The following is a 23,159-nucleotide window of genomic DNA, read 5'->3' as shown; positions in this document are numbered from 1 at the left end:
CGAAAAGCGTCCTTTTGGTCAGGCGTCGGCCGCGTCGGCATAGCCGGCGTAGGAGTGTTTCAGGCTGGCGTGGTTGAGCAGCATCTGCGCGACCTGCTTCTCGCCCTTGGCGTCGAACACCCGCGTCCGCACCCAGTAGGATTCGGTGCGCTTGCTCTCGGCCAGGGCGACGACCTCGCGGCGCAGGACGTATTCCTCGCCGACGAACAGCGGCCCGTCGATGAGCTTGATCTCCTGGTCGGCGAACAGGCCCACGGCCGGGCCCTTCACCGGGAAGGCCGCCTCGCGGCTGGAATATTCGAACAGCACGCTCAGCATCTCGAAGGGGATGATCGCCCGCCCCCAGGGCGAGGCCGAGGCGTCCGAATACCACGGCGAGTTCTCGGTGATCTTGGCCAGCTTCTGATTGAGGCTGAAGGGATAGAGCGCGCCCATGTTCTGGTCCGCGTCCATCCGCACCCGCTCGTCCCTGGCGCCGGTCATGCCGACCTTCAGGTCCTCGAGGATCAGCAGCTTGCCCGGCGGACGCAGCGCCGCCATGCGCGCCTCCAGCAGGCTCGGCGTCGTCTGCGGGCCGACGCTGGCGCTGGCCTCCAGCACCGGCGTGCCGTCGGCCTTCTCGGCCCACACGCGGGTGGAGGTCGCCCCTTCCGCCGGAATCTCGGCGAAGGCGCGAACCTCTTCACCCTCCACGACCATGTTCAGGAAGTGGGACGAGATGCAGCCGCTCTCGTACCAGCGCTGTCCCCAGATCCTGGCCAGCAGCGGCTGGAACTGGCTGAAGTGCGTCGGCCCCTCGATCGGACCTGCCCGGAAGCCCAGCTTCTCGGCCATGGCGTCGTCGTGGATCGACGAATGGCCGCCATACTCCTGGTCGGCCAGCATCTGCTGCGGCTTGCGCAGCGGACCGGCGAGGCTGAGGGGCGTCTCGAAGCTCATGGGCGTCTCCTGTGCGGGCATGCGCCGGCAAGGGCGCGTCGCCTTCTATAGACGCACGCCCGCGAGACTCGAACAATCGTTTGAATCGGCGGCGCCGATCACCCCTTGATGAACGCCAGCAGGTCGGCGTTGAACTGGTCCTGGTGGGTCGTCGCCAGGCCATGCGGCGCGCCCGGATAGACCTTGAGCTGAGCGCCCGGGACGATCTTCGCCGACTTCAGCCCCGCCGCGCCGATCGGCACGATCTGGTCGTCGTCGCCATGGGCGATCAGGGTCGGCTTGTCGATCTTCTTCAGGTCCTCGGTGTAGTCGACCTCGGAGAACTCGTGGATGCAGTCGTACTGCCCCTTGATCCCGCCCATCATGCCCTGCAGCCAGAAGCTCTCGCGCACGCCTTCCGAGATCTTCGCGCCCGGCCGATTGTAGCCGTAGAACGGCAGGGTCAGGTCCTTGTAGAATTGGCTGCGGTCGTCGAACACGCCCTTGCGGATGCCGTCGAACGCCTCGATCGGCGTGCCTTCGGGGTTGGCCGCGGTCTTCAGCATCAGCGGCGGCACGGCGCCCAGCAGCACCACCTTGGCGACGCGTCCGGTCCCGTGACGGCCCAGATAGTGCGCCACCTCGCCGCCGCCGGTGGAATGGCCGACCATCACCAGATCCTTCAGGTCCAGGAACTCGATCAGTTCGGCCAGGTCGTCGGCGTACTGGTCCATGTTGTTGCCGTCCCAGGTCTGGTCGGAACGGCCGTGGCTGCGGCGGTCATGGGCGATCACGCGATAGCCCTGGGATCCGAGGAACTGCATCTGCCCATCCCAGGCGTCGCCGGTCAGCGGCCAGCCATGGGAGAACAGCACCGACTGCCCCTTGCCCCAGTCCTTGTAGAAGATCTTCGTGCCGTCCTTGGTGGTGATGAAGGCCATGCTCGTCTCCCTTGGTGCTGCTGGACCCGAGCGGGCGCAGGCTCGGGCGCCCGTCCGGGCGGCCGCATGACCGCTCATGGGCGAGGTGCGACAAACGCAAAACAACGCGGACGCGATGCTAGGCGGCGAAGATGACGATCATCGCCGCTGGCCTAACGCATGAAGCGTGATCTCGTGCCGAGACGCTTCAGCAGTCGCAGATCAATAGGGAAACGCGGGGTCGTAGGGGAATTGGCCATAGGGAGACCGCCCGCCCCAGTACTGGCGATAGCCGTTCTTCTCCTGGCCGAGGGTCAGGGCCAGGGTTCCGTTTTCTCCCAGCGGCATCACGCTGGTGATGTAGCCGCTGCGATAGCCGCCGGTGCCGACCGCGATCCCTACCTCGCCGTGGATCTGACGATCGCGCGGCAAGCGCACGCCTTCGGCAAAGGCCTCCTCCGACGCCGCGGCGGGCGATTCCGCCAGCCAGCGCTGGATCTGCTGGGCGGTGTCCAGTTGCTCGGCCGGCGGCGCGGCCGCAGCGACCGGCTCGGCGGCGGCGATGTCGATCTCGGAGGGAGCGAGGCCCGTCGCGCCGGCGGTGCTCATGGCCTCCTGAGCCTGGACGGCGCCCGCCGAGAGGGCCAGCGCGGCCGTGACCGCCAAAATCGAACGCGTACGCATGCTCAAGGCGCCTCCAAGCGCGCTGCAGCTTAAGCAACCGATATGGGCGCTCGTATGGCGTCAGCCAAGCAGCGCGGCCGCCCCGTCCCACGCCAGTTTGCCGCCGACCGCGATCAGCAGCACGTAGATGATCCGGTAGAAGTTCCCCGCCGGCACGCGCCGCACCAGCCACACCCCGGCCCAGGTCGAGGCGATGGCCAGCGGCAGCAGCACCAGGGCCGTCATCATCGCCTCGCGGGTGAACTGCCCCAGCGCCCAGTAGGCCGGGACCTTCATCCAGTTCACCACGGCGAAGAAGATCGCGCTGGTGCCGATGAACACGTCCCGCGGCAGGTTCTTGGGCATCACATAGATCTGGAACGGCGGGCCGCCGGCATGGGCGATCTGGCTGGTGAAGCCGGCGACCACGCCGGCCAGCACCCCGCGCCAGGGCAGCTTCTCGGCCTTCGCCGGCTTCGGCGGCGCCGATCCGCGCTCGGCCCACAGCCGCATCAGCGCAAAGACGATCGACACCGCGCCGACCGCCAGCTCCACCGCGCCGGGCTTGACGAACGCCGCCAGCGAATAGCCCAGGGCGATGCCGCCCGCCGCGCTCGGCAGCATCACCGCCAGCACGCCCTTGTCCCAGGTTCTGCGGAACGCCCAGACGCTGACCACGTCCTGCACGATCAGGATCGGCAGGGTGATCGAGGCGGCCAGCACCGGCGAGACCGCCAGCGCCATCATCGGCACGGCGATCACCCCGATGCCCGAGAACCCGCCCTTGGCCATGCCCAGCAGGACCACGGCCGGAATCGCCACGGCGTAGAAGAAGGGGTCGGTCAGCAGCGGAACGTCACTTCCGCTTGCCGAGCTCGGCGGCGATGTCCTTGACGTTGTGGCCGACCTTGCGGTGCGCGGCGATCACCTGCTCGGGCTTCACGCCCCATCGCTTGGCCCAGAACGCCACCTCGTGGCGCTCGCGCACGTCCAGCCGCACGTTGTCGCGGAAATCCCGCTTGCCCTTGGGTTCGGCCATCGTCCTCTCCGTCGTCGGCCCTGGCCTATCAAGTCCCCTGCCCGGCGCCTACCCGCCGCAGCAGGAACCCCGACCGTACCGGCCCGTTGCTAGCGCCAGCACCTCAGGGAGGTTCCGTTGAAACGCTATGCCTATGGTTGGCTGACCCTAGCCTTCTTCCTCATTTCCATCATCGGCCATTGGGCCTTCGGCTGGTTCGCCTATCTCGACCAGCAGGCCGCGCTGCACGCCCACACGGACCTCTGAGCGATGGCCGAAGCGCTCAGCCCCATCCTGCCGCCGCAACTCGAAGCCCTGACCCACGAGGTGCTGCGTGCGGCCAGCAACCGGGAGCTGAAACTCGCCACCGCCGAAAGCTGCACCGGCGGCCTGATCGCCTCGCTGCTCACCGATGTCCCCGGTCGCTCGCATGTCTTCGAACGCGCTTTCGTCACCTACAGCAACGCCGCCAAGCAGCAGCTTCTCGGAATCCGCGGGGAGACGCTGCGCGACCACGGCCCCGTGTCAGAGGAAGCCGTTCGCCAAATGGCCATGGGGGCGCTGGCCAATTCCGGCGCGGACATCGTGTTGGCCGTGACGGGCTGGTGCGAGGCCGGCCCCGATCCTGGTCAGCAGGCCGGACTGGTCTGGTTCGCTGTCGCGGCGCGCGGCCGGCCACTTCAGGTGCGGATGGAGCGGTTCGGCAATATCGGCCGCGCCGGCGTCAGGCTCGCGTGCCTGCAGGTGGGGCTCGACATGCTGCACGCCGCCGTCCTGGCGCACTGAGCTACTGCGGCGCGCTCGGCCGCGAGACCACGAACGCCGCGCAGAGGCCCAGCGCGGCCGCCACGCCCAGGCCCAGCCACAGGCCCGGATGCACCGACAGGAAGAAGATCGCGAACCCCGCCGCCATGCCGGTGCAGGCCAGCACCTTGGCGCGCTTGGGGATCGCCCCATGGGCCCGCCAGTCGCGGACCAGCGGCCCGAACTGCTTGTGATTGAGGATCCACCCCTCGAGCCGCGGCGAGGACCTGGCGAAACAGGCCGCCGCCAGGATCAGGAACACCGTGGTCGGCAGCAGCGGCAGGAACGCGCCTGCCACGCCCAACGCCGTGAACCCCAAGCCCAGAACCAGATAAAGCGCGCGCGTCATGCCAATTGAGAGTCTCTCTCAAAAACCCAGAGAGCGATAGGGGTCAGAGCGCCAATTCTGCAACCCGCGCCGCCAGCGCCACATTCACCGCCTCATAGGCCGGCGTGAAATCGCGGGCGATCCTCTCCCGGCTCCAGGTCATCGGCAGCAGCCCGCCCAGCAGTTCGGTGTGCAGCACATGCGTTCCCTCCCCGTGCGGCGACAGCAGGAAGCCGTGGCGGCCGGCGAACAGCAGCGGCACGTGGCCCGACCACGCCAACTCCCGCCCCGGCTCGGCGGCGACGATCCGCACGGTCTGCCGGATGACGCCTTCGCCCCGCGCGGCGGCCAGATTGCGGAACACCATCCTGGCCCTGGTCCCCACCCGCGCCTGCCCGCGCACCTCCAGGTTCAGCGGGTTCCATTCGCCATAGCGCGCGAAGTCGGCCAGCACGTCCCACACCTGGTCTGGCGCCGCCGGAATGATCGCTTCGGTGCGAATCTGATGCATGGCGCGACCATATTCCGAAACCACGCGCGGACTGCCATTGTCCGCTCATGGCGATCACCGACCTCGCGACGCGGACCTACAATCACGGCTGGCGGCTGGACCCGATCATCCGCAGCCTGCTCGACACCGATTTCTACAAGCTGCTGATGCTCCAGTTGATCTGGAGCCTGCACCCGGACGTCAACGCCACCTTCTCGCTGATCAACCGCACACGCCAGGTGCGCCTGGCCGACGTCGTCGACGAGGGCGAGCTGCGCGCCCAGCTCGACCACGCCCGCACCCTGTCGTTCTCCAGGAAGGAATTGATCTGGCTGGCCGGCAACACCTTCTATGGCGAGACCCAGATGTTCAAACCGGGCTTCATCGCCTGGCTCGCCGACTTCCGCCTGCCGCCCTACGAACTGACGAAACACGACGGCCAGTACGAGCTCAGTTTCCACGGCCCCTGGACCCACGCCAGCATGTGGGAGATCCCGGCCCTGGCGATCATCAACGAGCTGCGCACCCGCGCCGTGCTGCGCGGCCAGGGTCGCTTCGCGCTCGACGTGCTCTACGCCCGCGCCAAGGCCAAGCTCTGGGAGAAGGTCGAGCGCCTGCGTAGATTGGACGGCCTGCTGATCTCCGACTTCGGAACCCGTCGCCGGCACTCGTTCCTCTGGCAGCGCTGGTGCGTCGAGGCGTTGAAGGAGGGGCTGGGCCGGGCCGTGCTCGGCACGTCCAACGTGCTGCTGGCCATGGACGGCGACCTCGAGGCCATCGGCACCAACGCCCACGAACTGCCCATGGTCGCCGCCGCCCTGGCCGACACCGACGAGCAGTTGCGCGCCGCGCCCTATCAGGTGCTGGACGAATGGCGGCGCACCTATGGCGGCAACCTGCTGGTCGCCCTGCCCGACGCCTTCGGCACCCGCGCCTTCCTGGCCGACGCCCCCGACTGGGTCGCCGACTGGACCGGGTTCCGCCCCGACAGCGCTCCGCCCATCGCCGGCGGCGAGGAGATCATCGCATGGTGGAAGGCCAAGGGCCGCGACCCGCGCGAGAAGCTGCTGGTCTTCTCCGACGGCATGGACATCGACTCGATCGAGGAAGCCCACCGCCATTTCGCCGGCCGCGTGCGCATGAGCTTCGGCTGGGGCACCAACCTGACCAACGACTTCAAGGGCTGCCTGCCGGGCGGCGGCGACGCCCTCGACCCGATCTCCCTGGTCTGCAAGGTCACGCAGGCCAACGGCCGCCCGGCCGTGAAGCTCTCCGACAATCCCGAGAAGGCCACCGGCGATCCTGCCGAGATCGCCCGCTACATCCGGGTGTTCGGCGAGGCCGGCCGCATCGCCCAGCCGGTCAGCGTCTGAACTAGCGGTAGCGCGCCACCTTCAGCGGGAAGGTATGCGTCTCCTCGTTGATCGTCACGACGATCGTCACGTCCTGGGCGCCCTTGGGCAGCGGGCCCAGACCAAGCTCGGTCCAGTGGCTCTCGCCGGGCTCCAGGGTCTGGGCGACGAAACCATAGTCACGCGCGGCTTCGACCTCCGCCGCGCCCTCGATCTGCGCGGTTTCGATGTTGCGCTGGAATTTCGGGTTCGGCCGCGTCGGCTCGTCGCGCAAGGCCGAGCCCATGCCATCGAGGCCCGCAGCGATCCGCGCCCACCGCTCGCGCTTGCGGGCCCGATCAAGCGTCGCGGCGGTCACCTCGTCGCGGGTAAGCACCTGCTGCAACTGCCCATCGACCCGGACCTCGACGTTCCGCCGCGTGAGATTGAAGGCCGTCTGTCCGTAGTTCTTCACCGCCAGGGCGATGACCGGCGAGTCCTTCTCGTCCAGCGTCTCGCGCACCACGACGATCGCCGCCTCGCTCTTCGCCAGGGTCGAGCGCGCGCCCGCCATGCCGTCTCGGTATTGCACGGGAGATCCCAGCGTCTGGACCGGCTCGATCTTGATCGGTGCAGCCTGCGCCAATTCGCCCCAGGTCAGCGCTGCAACCAAACCGAGCCAAACCCGCTTCATTCCCCTGCCTCCGGTTGTTCCCCGTGCGCATTCCTGCGCGCGCAGACTGCAAGGTCAAGCTTGGCGTTGATGCGCCGGCGCACCGCGGACCAAGGTCCGCGGACCATACTCCATGCTCGAATATGTTTATCAAAGTCCATTTCTATATGGAAATTCTGGCATACCGATGCCTTTATTTTGCCTTATCCAGGTCTTTCGATCGCCAAAATCAGCCGCGAGCTTGGGGACGCCTCGGGGGAGGCTTCACAGATCCACGGGAGACTTCATGCGTTCCATCCTCACCTACGGGGCTGCGGCCCTCGCCCTCGCCATCGCTGCTCCGGCCTTCGCTCAGGACGCCGCGTCCGAGCCGGCTCCGGCGGCGACTGACGCCAGCGCCACCGCCGCCACCCTGGCCGTGGGCGCTGCTGTAAAGGACAAGACCGGCGCCAACATCGGCACGGTTACGGAAGTCAAGCCTGACGCCACCGGCAATGAAGTCGCCACCATCAAGATGGGCGACGACACCTTCGCCGTGGAAACCAGCAAGCTGGCGATCGATGACGGCTCGGCGACGATCAACGCCACGGCCGACGAACTGCAGGCCATGCTCAAGAAATAAGGCTCACGCCAGGCGCGCCCCGCTCTCCGGACGGGGCGCGCTTTCTTTTTTCGCTGCTCGACGTCGCCCGGCCATGGACCTGGGCTCACCTCGCCACAGCGCCGCTCAGCGAAAGACGTACACCTCGCCGCCCGCCCGCTCGGGCAGCGGCCCCGCGGCGATGCTCAGCTCCGCCCGACGCCCGCCGCAGACACAGCGCATCCGGTCGGTGAACGCCCGCAACGGCAGCCCGCCCAGGCCTTGGGCGACCCAATGGGCGGGGTCGCAAGGGGCGACCCGCTCACACCCCGGCGAAGCGCAGCGCGCCACCAGGTGCCGATCCTCGCCCACACAGGCCAGCAGCGGCTTGCGCTGCATCTCGACCCAGATCTTCTCGTTCACGCCCGCCTCGATGGGCAGAACAAAAGCAGACATGCGCGACTCCGTTCGGGCTGTTCGTCGGTCGGCCAGCCCGACGTTCGGGACCCGCCGTCCGGCACCATCCGAAGAGTCGCCGCGTCCCCAAACAGGAGAGGCGCCCTCGAGCCCGAAATCCTGTGAACGCCTGCTCAGGCGTGGAGGGCCCGTCGGCCTAGCCGCCACAGCACGGCCCCCGCCAGCCCCGCCCCGGCGACGGCCCATGTCGCCAGCCCCGGCTCCGGCGGCCAGGAACTCGAAACGGCGGTCGCCGCCGCGGCGGGCGGCGCGCACATGGTGACAACGGCCGCAGCACTGATGACTGAAAGCAACTTCATACTGGCCCTCCTGTCGTCTTGCCGCCGCCAGGCGTAGTTCCCCACGGCGCCCCTAGGCTTGACCGGTCCGAGCTCCCGATGGGGCGACCAAATCTCCACCCACGGTCAATCAAATGCACGATTAGCACAACAAAATACTCGTCACACGGGATTAATCGCATGACGAGCACTCAATATGATGAAGCTATACTGTAACTATGGCGCAGCTTGCTCAGGCGGCCGCTATTCGTCCAGCAGCCCTTCGACGAACTGCGGCAGCCAGGGGTTCCGGCCCGGCTTCATCCGCTCGGAGCGGTATATGTGGCCGAGGTCGGCATAGGCCCGGTCGAAGTTCTTGTTGACGATGACATAGTCGTAGAGCCGCCAGTGCTCGATCTCGTCCTTGCCCTTCACCAGGCGCTTCTGGATGACCTCCTCGCTGTCCTGGGCCCGCGCATGCAGCCGCCGCGACAGGTCCTCCCAGGACGGCGGCAGGATGAACACCCGCACGCTATCGGCGGGCGCGGCGTCGGCGACCTGCTTGGCGCCCTGCCAGTCGATGTCGAACAGCACGTCCTTGCCCGCTTCCAGCGCCGCCATCACCGGGGCCTTGGGCGTGCCGTAGCGGTTGTCGTGGACGTCGGCCCACTCCAGGAACTCGCCGCGCGCGATCATCGCGTCGAAGGTTGGACGATCGACGAAATAATACTCGCGCCCCTCCTCCTCGCCCGGCCGCGGCGCGCGCGTGGTGCACGAGATCGACAGCATCAGGTCGCTGTGGTCGGCCACCAGCCGCCGCGACAGCGAGGTCTTGCCCGCCCCAGACGGCGAGGACACCAGCAGCATCATTCCCCGGCGGTTGGTTTCCCAGGGCCTGGGATGGTCGTGTCCGTCAGTCATTCTCTTTCCTTGCGACGCCGGCCATCCGGTCGCCTCGCGTCGATCCGCCCTGCCTATGAGGAAGGGCGTACTCCTATTCCACGTTCTGAACCTGCTCGCGGAACTGTTCGATCGTCGCCTTAAGCTCAAGGCCGACCGTGGTCAAAGCCCCCAGCGCCGATTTCGAACACAGGGTGTTGGCCTCGCGCATGAACTCCTGGGTCAGGAAGTCCAGCCGCCGCCCCTGCGGCCCTTCGGCCACGATATGCGCCCGCGCCGCCTCCACATGCGCACGCAGGCGGTCAAGCTCCTCGCGCACGTCCGCCTTCACCGCCATGGCCGCGGCTTCGGTGACGATCTTGTCCGCGCCAACAGCCTCGCCCACCAGCTCGGCCATCCGCCTGGCGAAGCGCTCCTTGATCGCCGCCGGCTGGCTCTCGGCCAGGCCCTGCGCCTCCCCGACCAGGACCTCGATCTTGTCGACCAGCCCGATCAGCACCGCGGTCAGCGCCAGGCCTTCTTCCCGACGCGAAGCCGCCAGGGCCTCCAGCGCCGCCCCGATCGACAGCGCGATCGCCGCCTGCAGCGCCGCCTGCGCCTCGGGATCGTCATCGCCCTCGGTCGCCTCGACCACGCCCCGCAGGGCCAGCAGCCCGTCCAGGCTGGGCGGACCGGCCTTGCCGGCCTCGATCAGCGGCGCGCCCATGGCCAGATAGCGGGCGAGGACGTTTTCGTTGATCTTGATCTCGACGCCGCTGTCGGTCCGCTTGGCCTGCACCCCGACATTGACCTGGCCGCGGGCGAACCGCGCCTGGGCTCCCTCGCGCGCGGCCCGGTCCAACTGGTCGAAGCCCGGCGGGCCGCGGAACCGGATCTCCAGATTGCGGCCGTTCACCGAGCGCGCTTCGACCGCCCAACTCCAGTCGCCCGCCGAGCCCTCGGCCCGGCCAAAGCCCGTCATCCCAGATAGTGGCATTGGAAGCACCCCCGGGACCCACGCCCCTCGAAAACCGCACCATTCAGCCGACGCAGCTTACACGCCGCGGAAACGGCCTGGCTACGCCACGCCCCGTCACGTCTCTAGTCGACTCCCGCGCCTTGGCGTCGTCTAGTCGCCGTCGCGTGGATGATCGCCAGCCGACGCCCGCCGTGTGCAGTAACGATTTCGATGCGCAGCTTGTCACGGAGGAGGTCGACATGGCCGTGGTTCGACGTATCGCCGGCGCGGCCTTCATCTATTTCTGCGCGCTCTTCACCTCGTTCGGCGTCGCCAAGCTCATTCGCGACCTCGTCGAGCTGGTCGGGGTCGAACCGCTGTTCGGCCAGGTCGCCGGCGCCCTGATCGTCGCCTTCATCCTGCTGCCGGCGGCGGGCTTTGCGGTCCGCACCTTCGCCGTCTCTCCCAGCCTGGCGCAGCGCCTGTCGGTCGGGGTGCTGGCGGTGCTGATGATGTTCGCCCTGGCCGTGATCGAACTGACCTTCTTCCGGCGCTTCTTCCAGACCGAACTCGTCCGGCCTTCAGACCAGGTCGCCAACTACATCACGCTGGTCCTGCTGCTGTTCGCCGCCATCCTGCCGTTGTTCCGCGACCGCCGCGACCCGCGCTCCTAGAGCGCAAGCCGCGGCGACTGCGCAGCCCCCGGCCCTATCGGCGGGTGATCTCGACGCGGCGAGCCTCTCCATCGGCGACCCCGGCCGGCCCGTTCTCGACGGCGGCCGGCGCCACCATCTCGATATCGCCCGCCGGCACTCCCGCGGCGATCAGCCGGTCACGCACCGCGTTGGCGCGTTGCTGGGCCAGCGGCGCGTTGATCGCCAGATTGCCGGTCCGGTCCGTATAGCCGGTGACGGCGACCTTCAGGCTGTCCTGCCTGATCGCGGCGGCGGCCTCGTCGATGGCCCGGCCCTCGTCGCCGCCGATCATCGCCGAGCCGAGGGCGAAGTGCACCCGGGCCGGCAATCCGACGATCGCCGCCGGCGCCGTGGCGGGCGCTGGCGTGCTGGCGATGACCGGCGCGACGGTCGCGGGGGCCGCCTCGATCGGATCGACCGCCGCCGGCGGGGGCGTCCTCACCTGCGCGACCGGCGCCGTCGTGGGGGCGGTCTGGCGCCCCAGGAAGAACCAGGCGAGCAAGGCCAGGGCCGCCAGCCCGAGCAGCCACGGCAACCAGCGCGCCAGGCCGGAGCTCGCGGCGGGGGCCGCGGCCGCGGTCGAGCGTGCGGCGTAGACCGGGGCGGCCGGCGGGGGGCGATCCTCGACCCGGCGCGGCCGGTCGGCGAAATCGGCGACCGTGGCCGAGGCGTCGGTGGCGGCGCTGGCGACCGAGGCCGCCACCGCCCCGGCGCCCAGCGCGCCTGCCGCCAATGTCGCCTTCCCGACCCCGCCGGCCACGTCCGTGCCGCCGAACAGCGACAGCTTCCGGAAGCGCTCGGCCAGCAGGTAGTAGACCGTGACCCGGTTCTTGGTCGGATCGCCCCTCATGCGCTCACCGACGTCGGCGATCGCATCGTCCAGGTCGGCGTCGCTGAGGGTCAGCCCGAGCTTCTTCTTCAGATAGTTCTCGCGGACCCGACCGACCTCCGCCGGGTCGCTGAACGACACGAGCGAGGAATCCCGGTTCTGCAAGGCGATCCCGCAATACCGGACGATCGCGTCGATCACCTTGGAATCGGCGTTCGGGACGTACTTCCTGACGTCGATGGACCAATCTTCGGCCATAAGCCCGTCCTCCAATCCGTTCGATGGATGTGGCGTCGGGCAGGAAGCGCCAGCGGAGGGCGCGCTCGACGCCTGTCCGTTAACCGATAGGACCAAGCCAAGGACGCGGCGCTAGGGCGATTTGCTGAGCGGGCATGGGGATTCACCGGAGGGAACACGCGCGCCGCAGCCGGCGAGCACGTGCTCCCTAGCGCGCAGCCGCCGCCTTTTCCTGAAGCGCGGCGGCCTCCGCACGCTGCTTCTCGATCGCCCGCCACCGGGCGACGTTCTTCAGATGCTCGTCGTAGGTCGGGGCGAAGACGTGCCCGCCGCCGCCGTCGGCGACGAAGAACAGATGCTCGCTGGCCGGCGGGTCGAGCACCGCGGCCAAGGCGGCCCGGCCGGGATTGGCGATCGGCGTCGGCGGCAGGCCGTCGATCTGATAGGTGTTGTAGGGGTTCGGCTTGGCCAGTTCCGAGGCGCGCAGGCCCCGGCCCAGCGGCTTGCCGCCGTTCAGGCCGTAGATGATCGTCGGATCGCTCTCCAGCCGCATGCCCTTGCGCAGCCGGTTGACGAACACCGCCGCCACCTGCGGCCGCTCGCTGGCGATGCCGGTCTCCTTCTCGACGATGGAGGCCAGGATCACCGCCTCGTCTGGAGTCTTGATCGGCAGGCCCGGCTGGCGCTTCTCCCACAGCAGGGCGAGCAGCTCGTCGCGGGCGTCCATCATCCGCTTCAGCACCGCCGAGCGGTCCTCGCCGCGTTCATACTGGTAGGTCTCGGGCAGGATCGAACCTTCGGGCGGCGCCGCCGCCACGCCGGTCAGGTCGGGCCGCGCCATCAGCGTCGCCAACGCCGCCTCGGAGGTCATGCCCTCGGGAATGGTCACCTGGTGGATGACGATCCTGCCCTCGCGGATGTCGCGCAGGATCGAGGCGAGCGAGGCCCGGCTCTTGAACTCGTATTCCCCGGCCTTCAGCGACTTGGCCGAGCCGGTGACCTGGGCGGCCGCCGCGAACAGCGCCTTGGACCGGATCGCCCCGGAGCGTTCCAGCGTCGAGGCGATCTCCGTCAGGCCCGCGCCCTTGCGCAGCATGACCACCCGCGTCTCGCCGCCGTCGGTGGAGGGGCCGGGTCCCTGGTAGGACCAGAGCGCCCAGGCCAGGACCAGGGCCAGCACCACGCCCAGCGTCGCCGCCGCGCTGCCCAGGATGATCCCCAGGCGGCGAAGCGGCGGCAGGGCTCCGCCAGGCTTGCGCCGCCCCCTGCCGGCCGACTTGCGCGGTCGGCGGCTCACGAGACCTTCTTGAACACCACGGAGGCGTTGGTGCCGCCGAACCCGAAGCTGTTGGACAGCGCCACGTCGATCTTCATCGGCTTGGCCTTGTTCGGGACCAGGTCGATCTGCGTCTCCACCGAGGGGTTGTCGAGGTTGATGGTCGGCGGCGCGATCTGGTCGCGGATCGCCAGCACCGTGAAGGCCGACTCGATGGCGCCGGCGGCGCCCAGCAGGTGGCCGGTCGCCGACTTGGTGGACGACATCGTCAGGTTTTTCGCCGCATCGCCCAGCAACCTGGTGACCGCGCCCAGCTCGATCTCGTCGCCGAGCGGCGTCGAGGTGCCGTGGGCGTTGACGTAGTCGATCTCGGCGACGTCGATGCCGGCGTCCTTGATCGCGGCCTTCATGGCGCGGAACCCGCCGTCGCCGTCCTCGGCCGGGGCGGTGATGTGATAGGCGTCGCCCGCCAGGCCGTAGCCCGCGACCTCGGCGTAGATCTTCGCGCCGCGCGCCTTGGCGTGCTCGTACTCTTCCAGCACCAGCACGCCCGCGCCTTCGCCCATCACGAAGCCGTCGCGGTCCTTGTCGTAGGGACGGCTGGCCTTCTGCGGATCGTCGTTGAAGCCGGTCGACATGGCGCGGCAAGCGATGAAGCCGGCGACGCCCACCGGGCAGATGGCCGCCTCGGCCCCGCCGGCGATCATCACGTCGGCGTCGCCGTACTTGATCAGGCGGGCCGCGTCGCCGATCGCGTGGGCGCCGGTGGCGCAGGCGGTGACGACGGAATGGTTCGGGCCCTTGAACCCGTGGCGGATCGAAACCTGGCCCGAGGCCAGGTTGATCAGGGCCGAGGGGATGAAGAACGGGCTGACGCGGCGCGGGCCCTTCTCGAACAGCTCGACGCTGGTCTTTTCGATGGTGGCCAGACCGCCGATCCCCGAGCCGATGATGACTCCGGTGCGTTCCTTGTCCTCGTCGGTTTCAGGCGCCCAGCCCGAATCCTTCACGGCTTCGTCAGCCGCCGCGATCGCATAGAGGATGAAATCGTCGACCCGGCGCTGGTCCTTGGGAGGCAGGGTGTCGTCCGGATTGAACGACCCGGGCACGCCTTCCCCGCCGCCGCCGCGCCCATCGACCCGCGGCACTTCACAGGCCACCTGGCAGGCATAGTCGGTGGGATCGAAGGTGGTGATGCGCCCCGCCCCGGACTTGCCCTCAAGAAGGGCTTTCCAGGTAATCTCGGCGCCTTGGCCGAGGGGGGTCAGCAAACCGATGCCGGTGACGACGACACGACGCATGAGCGGGCCTCCAAACGCAGACCGCCGCGAACTCCGAAGAGCTTCGCGGCGGCCGAATAGTCAATGAATTCCGTGGGTTCGCCTTAGGCGCCCAGGCGCTCACCGATGAACTTCACCGCATCGCCGACGGTCTGGATGTGCTCGGCGGCGTCATCCGGGATCTCGATGTCGAACTCTTCTTCGAAGGCCATGACCAGCTCGACATTGTCGAGGCTGTCAGCGCCCAGGTCGTCGATGAAGCTCGCCTTTTCGGTGACCTTCTCGGGGTCGGCGTCCAGATGTTCAATGACGATCTTACGCACGCGCTCGAGGATGTCGGACATTCGCTTAAGTCCCTTTGTTTCGCTAAATCCATCCGCGACGGCCGACGGGATGTCAACCGTTGCGGATATACGGGTAGAGACCTTCGCCTCGCCGGTTCGCGCGGCGACGTAGCATGTTCGCCACGGCCACGCCAGCGGGCTCAGATCATGGCCATGCCGCCATTCACATGCAGGGTTTGGCCCGTCATGTAACCGGCTTCATCGCTGGCGAGGTAGACGCAGGCGGCGGCCACTTCACCGCCGGTTCCCAGCCGCCCGGCCGGAATCGTGCCCATGATCTGGGCCTTCTGCTGTTCGTTCAGCGCGTCGGTCATCGGGCTTTCGATGAAGCCCGGCGCCACGCAATTCACTGTGATGCCGCGGGTCGCGACCTCCTGGGCCAGGGCCTTGGAGAAGCCGATCATGCCGGCCTTCGAGGCCGCATAGTTCGCCTGGCCCGGATTGCCCATCACCCCGACCACCGAGGTGATGCCGATGATTCGGCCATGGCGGCGCTTCATCATGCCGCGCATCGCCGCCCGGCTGAGCCGGAAATAGCTCTCCAAGTTGACCTTCAGGACCGCGTCCCAGTCCTCGTCCTTCATCCGCATCAGCAGGCCGTCGCGGGTGATTCCGGCGTTGGCGACCAGGATGTCGATCCCGCTCCCCGCCGCCTCTTCGGCGCGGCTGATCAGGCTGTCGACCGATTCCGGGTCGGACAGGTTGGCCGGCACGGCCGAGGTCCGCTCGCCCAGTTGCTGGGCCAGGTCCTGCAGCACCGCCTCGCGGGTGCCCGACAGCACCACATGCGCGCCCGCCGCGTGCAGCGCCTTGGCGATCTCGCCGCCGATGCCGCCGGTCGCCCCGGTGACCAGGGCGGTCTTTCCCGTCAGGTCGAACATCTCAGAGTCCCTTCGCGAAGGCTTCAAGGTCGGCGGGCGTGTTGAGCGGCGTCGCCTCGGCGTCGGGGGCGATGCGCTTGGCCATGCCCGACAGCACCTTGCCCGCGCCGGCCTCGGCGAAGCGGGTCACCCCGCCCTCCCCGGCCAGCCAGATCATGCTCTCGCGCCAGCGCACGCGGCCGGTGACCTGCTCGACCAGCAGCCGGCGGATTTCTTCCGGGTCCAGGGTCGGCCGGGCCGTCACATTGGCCACGACCGGCGCGCGGGGCGCCAGGATCGTAGCGCTCGCCAGCGCCTGGGCCATCTCATCGGCGGCCGGCTGCATCAGCGGACAGTGGAAGGGCGCCGAGACGTTCAGCGGGATCGCCCGCGCGCCCAGTTCCTTGGCCTTCTCGATGGCCACGTCGACCGCGGCCTTGTCGCCCGAGATCACCACGTTGCCGTTGTTGTTGTCGTTGGCGACGACGCAGACCCCGACCTTCGAACCGGCCTCCGCCGCAGCTTCCGCCAGGGCGACGTCGGTCTTCGGGCCGATCAGCGAGGCCATCGCGCCAGCCCCGACCGGAACCGCCCGCTGCATGGCCTGGCCGCGCAGCTTCAGCAGCCGCGCCGTGTCGGCCAGGCTGATCGCGCCGGCGGCGGCCAGCGCCGAATATTCGCCCAGCGAGTGACCGGCCACGAAGGCGGCTTTCTCGATGCCGACGCCGAATTCCTTCTCCAGGGTCCGGGTCACCGCCAGCGACACGGCCATCAGGGCCGGCTGGGCGTTTTCGGTCAGGGTCAGGTCGCCTTCCGGGCCCTCGCGCATCAGCGCGAACAGCTTCTGGCCCAGGGCGTCGTCGACTTCCTGGAACACCTCACGCGCCGAGGCGAAGGCCTCGGCCAGGTCGGCGCCCATGCCGACAGCCTGGCTGCCCTGACCAGGAAAAATGAAGGCGAGGCTCATTGCGCGTCTCCCACGCACTTACGATTCCGAGCCGGGAGGGTTAGGGGATAAGCCAAGCCCCGGCAAGGCGGCGATCGAGAACGGGAGGATGTCATGCGCGCTGTGATCCGGCGGAACAAGCAACTGGTCTGCGACGAGATCGCCGATCTGAAGCCCGATCAGGGGCAGGTCCTGGTGCGCACCCTGGCCTGCGGAATCTGCGGCTCGGACCTGCACGCCCTGCATCACATGGAGCACATGATCGACCTCACCCGCCGCGCCGGCGGCATGGGCGATGGCTTCGATCCGACCGCCGACACGGTGTTCGGCCACGAGTTCTGCGCCGAGATCCTGGAGCACGGCCCCGGCACGACCGGCGCACTCAAGGCGGGCGCCCGGGTCGTCTCGATTCCGGCCACCCTCACCCCGGCCGGCGGGGTCGAGATGCTCGGCTTCTCGAACAACCTGCCCGGCGGATTCGCCGAGCGGATGATCCTCTCCGAGGCCCTGCTGCTGGAAGTGCCGAACGGCCTGCCGACCGACAAGGCGGCGCTGACCGAGCCGTTCGCCGTCGGCGCGCACGCCGTCGCCAAGGCCCGCCTCGATCCCAATAGCGTCGCCCTGGTGGTCGGCTGCGGCCCGGTCGGCCTGGCCGTCATCGCCGGCCTGAAGGCGCGCGGCCATGGCCCGGTCATCGCCGCCGACTTCTCGCCGCGCCGCCGCGCCGCCGCCGAGATGCTGGGCGCGGACGTCGTCATCGACCCGGCGGTCGAGAGCCCTCACGCCCGCTGGGAAGGCTTCGGCGTCCCCACCGCCCGCGCCGCCCAGAACATGGTGCGGATGATGGGCGGCAGCTTCGGTCGTCCTGTCGTCTTCGAATGCGTCGGCTCGCCCGGCGTGCTGCAGAGCCTGATCGAGGCCTCTCCGGCCGGCGCCCAGATCGTCGTCGCCGGGGTCTGCATGGAGAGCGACCGCATCGAGCCGGCCATCGCCATCACCAAGGAGATCGAGCTGACCTTCGTGTTCGGCTACACGCCCGAGGAGTTCGCCGCGACCCTGCACGACATCGCCGAGGGCAGGATCGACGTCAACAACGTCGTCACCGGCACGGTCGGGCTCGACGGCGTCGCCCAGGCCTTCAAGGACCTCGGCGATCCCGAGGCCCACGTGAAGATCCTGGTCCAGCCCTAAAGCTTCATCGGGCTGACATAGCCGGTCAGCTCCAGATAGCCGCGCCCGCCCTGCGTGCGCACGGCCCCTTCCCAGTAGACGGGGCCGCCGGAGGCGCGGCTGTCCAGCTCCTGATCGTCGAACAGCGGCCGCAGGGTCCATCGCCGCTCGCCCTGGGGCGTGCGCACGGTGACTTGCCGCTCGACCGGATAGAGCGCCTGGGTCCGCGGCGAGCGCCAGTTGCGCAGGGTCGAGAACGTCACCTGCGCCGGCGCGAACCTGGTCACCGCACCGTCGCGCCCGCGCAGCGAGCCGCCGGCCCACAACGCCTTTCCCGCCGCATCGCGGACCTGGAAGGCCATCAGCGCGCCGCCGTCGTCCAGGTTCAGCCCGACCCAGTCCCAGCCGACCGCGGCGGGGTCCAGCAGGGTCGACGACCATTCGCGGTCCAGCCAGGCCGTGCCGGCGACCTTCACCGCCTTGCCGTTCCGCAACACCGATCCCGTCACCTTCAGTTGCGGCAGGCTGTAGTAGTGGCTGGCCTGGCTCGGCAGCGGCCCCTTGCGGCTGAACCCGCCCTCGCCCTGCAGCAGCACCGGCTGGGTCGGCGCAAAGGCCAGGTCGAGCACGAAGCCCTCTCCCGCCGCCTTGGTCACGAACCGTCCGTCGGGCTCGCGCCGCAGACGCCAGTCGTCGATGATCAGGTCGGCGTCGCCCGTCGCCGCCTCGGCCAGCCCGAACCCGGCCCGCGCGATCCGCTGGCCGTGCAGCAGCTTGCCGACCGCCGGGTCCGACAGGGCCGCATGGGCGAACAGGATCTGCTTGGGCGCAAAGGCGCTGGGATTGGCCTCATCCACCGGCTGGCGCGAGCGGAAGAAGGTCACCTGGAAACCCAGCTCCTCGCCCTCGGGCGTCTTCAGCCAGCCGGTGACGTACCACCACTCGGTCCGGAAGGCCGGGTGCGCCCCATGATCGGCCGGGAACCTCAGCGCCACGCCGGGGCGAACCTCGGGATAGGCCGGGGTCTGCGCCACGACCGGCGCCACGCACACGGCCAGCAGGGTCAGCAGCGCCAGCAACCAACGCATCACCAGTCCTCCCGCACGGCGCGCACGGCGTCCGACGAGACCGCGCGCCGGCCCGCCAGCAACGCCGTGCCCGCCGCCGAGGCGACCAGCGCCGCGCCGACGCTGGCCAGCAGTCCCCAGGGCGGCCTGGTCTCCATCGTCCAGTGGAACGACTGCGGATTGACCACATGGATCAGCACCTGGCTCATCACCAGCCCAAGGCCGATCCCGGCCAGCCCGCCGACCGCGCCCAGCAGCGCGCCCTCGGCGGCCAGCATGCCCACGATCTGCCCCTTCGTGACGCCCAGATGCCGCAACATCCCGAACTCCTTGGTCCGCGCCAGGGTCTGGGCCGAGATCGTCGCCGCCACGCCGGCCAGCCCGACGACGATGGCGATCGCCTCCAGGCCGTAGGTCACCGCGAAGCTGCGGTCGAACAGCCGCAGAGCCATGTCCCGGATGGCCCGCGGCTCGGCCACCGTCACCCGCCCGGCCAGCCTGGCCGGGACATTGGCTTCGAGCGCCCGGGCGACCTGCTCGCGGTCCGCGCCGGGCGCCAGGGTCACCGAGGCCTCGCTACGCGAACGATCGCCGGTCAGGGCCGTATAGTCGTGGCTCTCCAGGGTCACCGCGCCGTGCTGGCGCGCGTAATCCCGCCAGACGCCGGTCACGAAGAACGGTCGGTCGGCGCCGCTGATCGGCAGCGCGATCTCCTGCCCCGCCTTCCACCCGTAGAGCCAGGCCGCGGGTTCCGACACATAGACCGGGATCGCGCCCGCCGGCGCGGGCGCGGTGCGACCGATCATCGGCGGGCCCCCCTGATCGAGGCCGCCTTCCGGGCGCGCGATCAGGGCCAGCGGCGGCGCATCGGCGCTCATCCGCAGCATCGTCGTGCGCATGAAGGCGATGTGCGCGACGCCGGGGGTGGCCGCCAGCCTCGCCTGCTCGGCCGGGTCGAACCCGCCGCCCGTGCCCACCGCCTCGATGCGGACATAGAGGTCGGCCGGCAGCACCTGGGTCAGCCAGTCCTCGACCGAGCCGCGGAAGCTCGACACCATCACCGCCATCGCCACCATCAGGCTGGTGCTGGCGACCACGCCGCACAGCGCCACGGCGGCCTGCGAAGGCGCGCCCCAAAGCCGCTTCACCGCCAGGTCGGCCGCCACATGGCCGAGCGGGCGACGCTGCAGCCCGGCCAGCAGCACTCGCGCCAGCCGGGGCATCGCCGCCACGCCCCCCGCCAGCAGCAGCGCCATCGCGGCGTAGCCGAACAGAGGCACGCCTCGCACGGCCGGAGCGAAGGCCGCCAGCCCGCCGGCCGCCAGCAGGACGAGCGAGGGCCAGATCGGCGGCGTCACCCGCGGGTCGACGGCGTCGCCGGCGTTCTTCAGCGCCACGGCCGGCTGCGCCCTGGCCGCTTCGCGCGCCGGCGCCAGGCTGCCGACGATCGCCGTCATCAGGCCCAGGGCCAGGAACACCAGCGCCGGGCCGGGCGTCAGCACCAACTGCGGCCTCGCCTCGCCGAAATAGCCGCCGCCCAGATCGCCGCCGAGCACCCGCAAGGCCACGTCAGCCAGGCCAAAGCCCAGGGCGATCCCGACGACGCCTCCCGCCAGCCCGACGCAGATCCCCTCCGCCAGAACCTGCGCCAGCAGCGCGCGGCGGCGCACGCCCAGCACCCGCAGCAGCGCGAACTGCGGCCTGCGCCGCGCCACCGACAGCGACTGCGCCGAATAGACCAGGAACCCGCCGGTCAGCAGCGCCATCAGGGCCAGCATGTCGAGATTGACCCGGTAGGCCCGGCTCAGGCTGTCGCTCCGTCGCGCCTCGCTCTCGCGGCTGACCAGTTGCGCGTCGGCCGGCAACTGGCCGGCCAGGGCCGCGGCCACCCGCTGGACGTCCGCGCCCTTGTCCAGCTTCAGGTCCAGGCGCTGGAGCCGTCCGATCCGGCCCAGCCGCCACTGGGCCGAGGCGATGTCCAGCACCGCCAGCCGGCGCTCTTCGCCCGCGCCCGGCAGCACGCCGGCGATCTTGAACTGCGCCTTGCGCCCGCCGGCCGTCAGCTCGATCTCCTGGCCGACCATTCGCCCCGCCAGCGCCGCCGGCGACAGGAACACGGCCTGCTCATCGAAGGCGGCGTCCATGGTCGGGCCCCGAGCCTCGCCGTCGGCCGACAGCGGCCGCCCGATCAGGCTGGGCGTCACGACCGCGGCGCGCAGGACGTCCAGGCCCAGAACCGTCACCGTTTCCCCCGTGCGGTCGGTTCCGGCCTCCAGCTCCACTACCGGGCTGACGGCGGCGACGCCCGGCAGCCGCGCGAGCCGGGGGTACAGCGCCTCGTCGAAGCCGAACGAGGTCGTGGAGCGGACCTGCAGCTCCGCATCCCCGTTCACCGCGCTCACCGCCTTGGAGAATTCGCTGAGCGCCGAGGCGTTGACCAGATGCACCGCCAGGCCCAGCGCCACGCCGATGGCGATGGCGGCCGCGGCGGTCAGCACCCGCATCGGATGCGCGCGCCATTCGCCCAGGATCATCCAGCGGGCCGCGAGCCCTCGCCGCCTAGGCTGGGATGCGTTCGACAAGGCCGTCCCGCCCAAGGATCAGGGTCCGGTCGGCGGCGGCGGCCGCGACCTCCGAGTGGGTCACCAGCACCACGGCCGCGCCGGAGCGCCGAACCTCGCCGGCGAACACCTCCAGCACCCGCCTGGCGGTCTCCGGATCAAGATTGCCGGTCGGCTCGTCGGCCAGCAGCAGGCGCGGCCGGTGGATCAGCGCCCGCGCGATGGCCACGCGCTGCATCTCGCCGCCCGAGAGCTGGCGCGGATAGTCGCCGGCCCTCCCCCCAAGGCCGACCGCTTCGAGCATGTCCTGCGCCCGCGCCAGGGCCTCGTCGCCCCTGGCGCCCTGCAGCACCATGGGCAGGGCGACGTTCTGGCCGAGCGTCAGGTGCGGCAGGATGTGGAAGGCCTGGAAGACGAACCCCACCCGGTCGCGGCGCAGCAGGGTCCTGGCGTCATCGTCCAGGCCGGACAGATCGACGCCGTCGATGGCGATGGCGCCGTCGTCGGCCCGGTCCAGACCGGCGATCAGGTTGAGCAGGGTCGACTTCCCGACACCCGACTCCCCCATGATGGCGACGAACTCGCCGGGCGCCAGGCGCAGATTCAATCCCGCAAACAGGATGCGGCCGCCGGGAACCGACTTGGCGAGGTCCGAAATCTGCAAAACGGGCGCGGTCATCGGCTCATCCTAGCCTGAACCGCGCCCTGACGAAGCTAGGACGGTTTCGGCGAAGGCGGCGCCAGACGGCGCTGGGCCAGGGCCGTGCAGGACGCGACGCCGATCGGGCCGCTCTCGTCATAGACCCGGGCGTCGCCCACCGCCACGCCGTCGTCGGCGCCGTGATAGATGCTCTCGAAGCCGACCCACTCGGTGTCCGGCAGCTTGTGCAGATAGAGCGTCACGTCCGAGTTGATGTAGCCCAGGCCATGGTCGCCGACATGGGTCAGCGGGCTGACGAAATCGCAGGCCACGGCCACACGCTGGAACGGCGTCAACGCCTCGCCCTCGACGATGTCGCGCACCTCGCTCATCCAGGTGCGGCGCTGCTCGGCCGTGGCGAAGCCGCCGCTGATCGGACGCGAGGCCCACATGCCGCCCATGCCGCCGCGGTTCTCCGGTTCGGGGATATCGGTCGGCGACGGCACGTTCCACGTGCCTGGCTTCCAGACATTGCCTTCCGAGTTCTCGGTGCGCTTGAGGAACTGGCAGGAGGCCCGCGCCATGCTGACGCCGCCCGAAATGAACTCGGCGTCGACCACGCGGATGCGGCCGCCCTCGCGGACGACCGTGGTCGTCACCTCGATCGGGTCAAAGCCCGGCAGGCGGTACATGTCGACCGTCAGGCGCGCAGGGATGAAGTCCGCGTCGCCGTGCTTCTGCTCAAGCACAAAGCCGAGAAGACCAATGATGACCCGTCCGTGGAGCGATTGAGGGTTCCAGGGACCGCGGCCGGCGGGAGTTGGGACGAAGTATTGACCGTCCCGTTTGAAAAAGGGTTCGTTCGTCATGGCGCGGGACCATGACGGATTCCCTTTGCACGGCCTAGGGCGTGGACTCATAAGCCTGGAGCCAGATGCGGGTTGATCCGAGGAGGACG

Annotated in this window: 27 protein-coding genes; 6 read left to right on the top strand and 21 right to left on the bottom strand. The window is 69.5% G+C overall.

Annotation, left to right across the window (positions count from 1 at the left end; all coding sequences use genetic code 11):
- Nucleotides 1-18: 18 nt before the first annotated feature.
- The 5 genes from RTL41_RS15745 to RTL41_RS15725 all read right to left on the bottom strand — a co-directional run bounded on the left by RTL41_RS15745 (nt 19) and on the right by RTL41_RS15725 (nt 3,540).
- Nucleotides 19-939, bottom strand: a complete 921-nt coding sequence (locus tag RTL41_RS15745) for a hypothetical protein (protein ID WP_312166013.1) — start codon at nt 937-939, stop codon at nt 19-21.
- A 98-nt stretch (nt 940-1,037) separates the two neighbouring features.
- A complete protein-coding gene (locus RTL41_RS15740; RefSeq protein WP_312166012.1) occupies nt 1,038-1,859 on the bottom strand; it encodes an alpha/beta hydrolase in 822 nt (273 codons plus the stop codon).
- 201 nt (nt 1,860-2,060) lie between these two features.
- On the bottom strand, nt 2,061-2,522 hold the full coding sequence (locus RTL41_RS15735) for a hypothetical protein (protein WP_312166010.1): 462 nt from the start codon (nt 2,520-2,522) through the stop codon (nt 2,061-2,063).
- Between the two features lie 60 nt (nt 2,523-2,582).
- The gene (locus RTL41_RS15730; RefSeq protein WP_312166093.1) at nt 2,583-3,350 is read right to left on the bottom strand and encodes a sulfite exporter TauE/SafE family protein; all 768 of its coding nucleotides are present in this window, start codon (nt 3,348-3,350) and stop codon (nt 2,583-2,585) included.
- Nucleotides 3,351-3,357: 7 nt separating this feature from the next.
- Complete coding sequence (locus tag RTL41_RS15725; protein ID WP_183769845.1) at nt 3,358-3,540, bottom strand: DUF3606 domain-containing protein; 183 nt, start codon at nt 3,538-3,540, stop codon at nt 3,358-3,360.
- Nucleotides 3,541-3,657: 117 nt separating this feature from the next.
- On the opposite strand from RTL41_RS15725, the gene RTL41_RS15720 reads away from it, so the two are divergent.
- Together RTL41_RS15720 and RTL41_RS15715 are read left to right on the top strand one after the other, a co-directional pair.
- On the top strand, nt 3,658-3,786 hold the full coding sequence (locus tag RTL41_RS15720) for a hypothetical protein (protein ID WP_312166009.1): 129 nt from the start codon (nt 3,658-3,660) through the stop codon (nt 3,784-3,786).
- 3 nt (nt 3,787-3,789) lie between these two features.
- The gene (locus tag RTL41_RS15715) at nt 3,790-4,305 is read left to right on the top strand and encodes a CinA family protein (protein WP_312166008.1); all 516 of its coding nucleotides are present in this window, start codon (nt 3,790-3,792) and stop codon (nt 4,303-4,305) included.
- A 1-nt stretch (nt 4,306) separates the two neighbouring features.
- Here the strand turns inward: RTL41_RS15715 and RTL41_RS15710 are convergent, their stop codons facing one another.
- A complete protein-coding gene (locus RTL41_RS15710) occupies nt 4,307-4,672 on the bottom strand; it encodes a YbaN family protein (RefSeq protein ID WP_312166007.1) in 366 nt (121 codons plus the stop codon).
- A 43-nt stretch (nt 4,673-4,715) separates the two neighbouring features.
- A complete protein-coding gene (locus tag RTL41_RS15705; RefSeq protein ID WP_312166005.1) occupies nt 4,716-5,162 on the bottom strand; it encodes an SRPBCC domain-containing protein in 447 nt (148 codons plus the stop codon).
- A gap of 47 nt (nt 5,163-5,209) precedes the next feature.
- Between RTL41_RS15705 and pncB the strand changes: the two genes are divergently transcribed.
- Nucleotides 5,210-6,514, top strand: coding sequence for a nicotinate phosphoribosyltransferase (gene pncB / locus RTL41_RS15700; protein WP_312166003.1), 1,305 nt, complete (start codon nt 5,210-5,212; stop codon nt 6,512-6,514).
- A gap of 1 nt (nt 6,515) precedes the next feature.
- On the opposite strand, the gene RTL41_RS15695 is transcribed toward pncB, so the two are convergent.
- Nucleotides 6,516-7,166, bottom strand: coding sequence for a hypothetical protein (locus RTL41_RS15695; RefSeq protein WP_312166002.1), 651 nt, complete (start codon nt 7,164-7,166; stop codon nt 6,516-6,518).
- 265 nt (nt 7,167-7,431) lie between these two features.
- Between RTL41_RS15695 and RTL41_RS15690 the strand changes: the two genes are divergently transcribed.
- The gene (locus RTL41_RS15690; RefSeq protein WP_312166001.1) at nt 7,432-7,767 is read left to right on the top strand and encodes a hypothetical protein; all 336 of its coding nucleotides are present in this window, start codon (nt 7,432-7,434) and stop codon (nt 7,765-7,767) included.
- Between the two features lie 105 nt (nt 7,768-7,872).
- On the opposite strand, the gene RTL41_RS15685 is transcribed toward RTL41_RS15690, so the two are convergent.
- The 3 genes from RTL41_RS15685 to RTL41_RS15675 all read right to left on the bottom strand — a co-directional run bounded on the left by RTL41_RS15685 (nt 7,873) and on the right by RTL41_RS15675 (nt 10,335).
- Entirely contained in the window at nt 7,873-8,181 is a 309-nt protein-coding gene (locus RTL41_RS15685) for a hypothetical protein (RefSeq protein ID WP_312166000.1), read from the bottom strand.
- A 542-nt stretch (nt 8,182-8,723) separates the two neighbouring features.
- The gene (gene gmk / locus RTL41_RS15680) at nt 8,724-9,380 is read right to left on the bottom strand and encodes a guanylate kinase (protein ID WP_312165998.1); all 657 of its coding nucleotides are present in this window, start codon (nt 9,378-9,380) and stop codon (nt 8,724-8,726) included.
- A gap of 73 nt (nt 9,381-9,453) precedes the next feature.
- Complete coding sequence (locus tag RTL41_RS15675; protein ID WP_312165997.1) at nt 9,454-10,335, bottom strand: YicC/YloC family endoribonuclease; 882 nt, start codon at nt 10,333-10,335, stop codon at nt 9,454-9,456.
- Between the two features lie 221 nt (nt 10,336-10,556).
- On the opposite strand from RTL41_RS15675, the gene RTL41_RS15670 reads away from it, so the two are divergent.
- On the top strand, nt 10,557-10,970 hold the full coding sequence (locus tag RTL41_RS15670) for a hypothetical protein (RefSeq protein WP_312165996.1): 414 nt from the start codon (nt 10,557-10,559) through the stop codon (nt 10,968-10,970).
- A gap of 34 nt (nt 10,971-11,004) precedes the next feature.
- Here RTL41_RS15670 and RTL41_RS15665 read toward each other — a convergent pair whose 3' ends face one another.
- The 6 genes from RTL41_RS15665 to fabD form a co-directional block, all read right to left on the bottom strand.
- Nucleotides 11,005-12,078 (bottom strand): DUF2853 family protein, encoded by a 1,074-nt coding sequence (locus RTL41_RS15665; protein ID WP_312165994.1) that lies wholly within the window; start codon nt 12,076-12,078, stop codon nt 11,005-11,007.
- A gap of 187 nt (nt 12,079-12,265) precedes the next feature.
- Nucleotides 12,266-13,354, bottom strand: coding sequence for an endolytic transglycosylase MltG (mltG, locus tag RTL41_RS15660; RefSeq protein WP_409418343.1), 1,089 nt, complete (start codon nt 13,352-13,354; stop codon nt 12,266-12,268).
- Complete coding sequence (gene fabF, locus RTL41_RS15655; protein ID WP_312165993.1) at nt 13,351-14,634, bottom strand: beta-ketoacyl-ACP synthase II; 1,284 nt, start codon at nt 14,632-14,634, stop codon at nt 13,351-13,353. The genes mltG and fabF overlap by 4 nt, the downstream gene beginning before the upstream one ends.
- Before the next feature lie 83 nt (nt 14,635-14,717).
- Complete coding sequence (locus tag RTL41_RS15650) at nt 14,718-14,957, bottom strand: acyl carrier protein (protein ID WP_056019455.1); 240 nt, start codon at nt 14,955-14,957, stop codon at nt 14,718-14,720.
- Between the two features lie 140 nt (nt 14,958-15,097).
- Complete coding sequence (gene fabG / locus RTL41_RS15645) at nt 15,098-15,838, bottom strand: 3-oxoacyl-[acyl-carrier-protein] reductase (RefSeq protein WP_312165991.1); 741 nt, start codon at nt 15,836-15,838, stop codon at nt 15,098-15,100.
- Nucleotide 15,839: 1 nt separating this feature from the next.
- A complete protein-coding gene (fabD, locus tag RTL41_RS15640) occupies nt 15,840-16,784 on the bottom strand; it encodes an ACP S-malonyltransferase (RefSeq protein ID WP_312165990.1) in 945 nt (314 codons plus the stop codon).
- Between the two features lie 93 nt (nt 16,785-16,877).
- Here fabD and RTL41_RS15635 point away from each other — a divergent pair, with 93 nt between their 5' ends.
- Nucleotides 16,878-17,954 (top strand): zinc-binding dehydrogenase, encoded by a 1,077-nt coding sequence (locus RTL41_RS15635; RefSeq protein ID WP_312165989.1) that lies wholly within the window; start codon nt 16,878-16,880, stop codon nt 17,952-17,954.
- Here the strand turns inward: RTL41_RS15635 and RTL41_RS15630 are convergent.
- The 4 genes from RTL41_RS15630 to RTL41_RS15615 are packed head-to-tail and all read right to left on the bottom strand — an operon-like array spanning nt 17,951 to nt 23,070.
- Nucleotides 17,951-19,021: a carotenoid 1,2-hydratase gene (locus RTL41_RS15630; protein WP_312165988.1), complete on the bottom strand. Its 1,071-nt coding sequence runs from the start codon at nt 19,019-19,021 to the stop codon at nt 17,951-17,953. The genes RTL41_RS15635 and RTL41_RS15630 overlap by 4 nt on opposite strands.
- Nucleotides 19,021-21,534 (bottom strand): ABC transporter permease, encoded by a 2,514-nt coding sequence (locus RTL41_RS15625; RefSeq protein WP_312165987.1) that lies wholly within the window; start codon nt 21,532-21,534, stop codon nt 19,021-19,023. The genes RTL41_RS15630 and RTL41_RS15625 overlap by 1 nt, the downstream gene beginning before the upstream one ends.
- Nucleotides 21,535-21,559: 25 nt before the next feature.
- Nucleotides 21,560-22,240 carry an ABC transporter ATP-binding protein gene (locus RTL41_RS15620; RefSeq protein WP_312165986.1) on the bottom strand — a complete coding sequence of 227 codons (681 nt, stop codon included), beginning with the start codon at nt 22,238-22,240 and terminating at the stop codon, nt 21,560-21,562.
- Nucleotides 22,241-22,275: 35 nt separating this feature from the next.
- Nucleotides 22,276-23,070: an acyl-CoA thioesterase domain-containing protein gene (locus RTL41_RS15615; protein ID WP_312165985.1), complete on the bottom strand. Its 795-nt coding sequence runs from the start codon at nt 23,068-23,070 to the stop codon at nt 22,276-22,278.
- Nucleotides 23,071-23,159: the final 89 nt, after the last annotated feature.

The organism is Phenylobacterium sp., from assembly GCF_031984885.1.
Lineage (GTDB): Bacteria > Pseudomonadota > Alphaproteobacteria > Caulobacterales > Caulobacteraceae > Phenylobacterium.
The sequence above is the reverse complement of the archived record's forward strand: the minus strand, read 5'-3'. Positions and strand labels throughout refer to the sequence as shown.

Coding starts and splice junctions, on each gene's coding strand:
- RTL41_RS15675 (WP_312165997.1), bottom strand. CDS start 10,335: ATGCCACTATCTGGGATGACGGGCTTTGGCCGGGCCGAGGGCTCGGCG.
- fabD (WP_312165990.1), bottom strand. CDS start 16,784: ATGAGCCTCGCCTTCATTTTTCCTGGTCAGGGCAGCCAGGCTGTCGGC.
- pncB (WP_312166003.1), top strand. CDS start 5,210: ATGGCGATCACCGACCTCGCGACGCGGACCTACAATCACGGCTGGCGG.
- RTL41_RS15615 (WP_312165985.1), bottom strand. CDS start 23,070: ATGACGAACGAACCCTTTTTCAAACGGGACGGTCAATACTTCGTCCCA.
- RTL41_RS15620 (WP_312165986.1), bottom strand. CDS start 22,240: ATGACCGCGCCCGTTTTGCAGATTTCGGACCTCGCCAAGTCGGTTCCC.
- RTL41_RS15740 (WP_312166012.1), bottom strand. CDS start 1,859: ATGGCCTTCATCACCACCAAGGACGGCACGAAGATCTTCTACAAGGAC.
- RTL41_RS15695 (WP_312166002.1), bottom strand. CDS start 7,166: ATGAAGCGGGTTTGGCTCGGTTTGGTTGCAGCGCTGACCTGGGGCGAA.
- RTL41_RS15630 (WP_312165988.1), bottom strand. CDS start 19,021: ATGCGTTGGTTGCTGGCGCTGCTGACCCTGCTGGCCGTGTGCGTGGCG.
- RTL41_RS15635 (WP_312165989.1), top strand. CDS start 16,878: ATGCGCGCTGTGATCCGGCGGAACAAGCAACTGGTCTGCGACGAGATC.
- RTL41_RS15650 (WP_056019455.1), bottom strand. CDS start 14,957: ATGTCCGACATCCTCGAGCGCGTGCGTAAGATCGTCATTGAACATCTG.
- RTL41_RS15690 (WP_312166001.1), top strand. CDS start 7,432: ATGCGTTCCATCCTCACCTACGGGGCTGCGGCCCTCGCCCTCGCCATC.
- RTL41_RS15670 (WP_312165996.1), top strand. CDS start 10,557: ATGGCCGTGGTTCGACGTATCGCCGGCGCGGCCTTCATCTATTTCTGC.
- RTL41_RS15625 (WP_312165987.1), bottom strand. CDS start 21,534: ATGATCCTGGGCGAATGGCGCGCGCATCCGATGCGGGTGCTGACCGCC.
- RTL41_RS15685 (WP_312166000.1), bottom strand. CDS start 8,181: ATGTCTGCTTTTGTTCTGCCCATCGAGGCGGGCGTGAACGAGAAGATC.
- RTL41_RS15715 (WP_312166008.1), top strand. CDS start 3,790: ATGGCCGAAGCGCTCAGCCCCATCCTGCCGCCGCAACTCGAAGCCCTG.
- RTL41_RS15710 (WP_312166007.1), bottom strand. CDS start 4,672: ATGACGCGCGCGCTTTATCTGGTTCTGGGCTTGGGGTTCACGGCGTTG.
- fabG (WP_312165991.1), bottom strand. CDS start 15,838: ATGTTCGACCTGACGGGAAAGACCGCCCTGGTCACCGGGGCGACCGGC.
- RTL41_RS15745 (WP_312166013.1), bottom strand. CDS start 939: ATGAGCTTCGAGACGCCCCTCAGCCTCGCCGGTCCGCTGCGCAAGCCG.
- fabF (WP_312165993.1), bottom strand. CDS start 14,634: ATGCGTCGTGTCGTCGTCACCGGCATCGGTTTGCTGACCCCCCTCGGC.
- RTL41_RS15735 (WP_312166010.1), bottom strand. CDS start 2,522: ATGCGTACGCGTTCGATTTTGGCGGTCACGGCCGCGCTGGCCCTCTCG.
- gmk (WP_312165998.1), bottom strand. CDS start 9,380: ATGACTGACGGACACGACCATCCCAGGCCCTGGGAAACCAACCGCCGG.
- RTL41_RS15665 (WP_312165994.1), bottom strand. CDS start 12,078: ATGGCCGAAGATTGGTCCATCGACGTCAGGAAGTACGTCCCGAACGCC.
- RTL41_RS15705 (WP_312166005.1), bottom strand. CDS start 5,162: ATGCATCAGATTCGCACCGAAGCGATCATTCCGGCGGCGCCAGACCAG.
- RTL41_RS15725 (WP_183769845.1), bottom strand. CDS start 3,540: ATGGCCGAACCCAAGGGCAAGCGGGATTTCCGCGACAACGTGCGGCTG.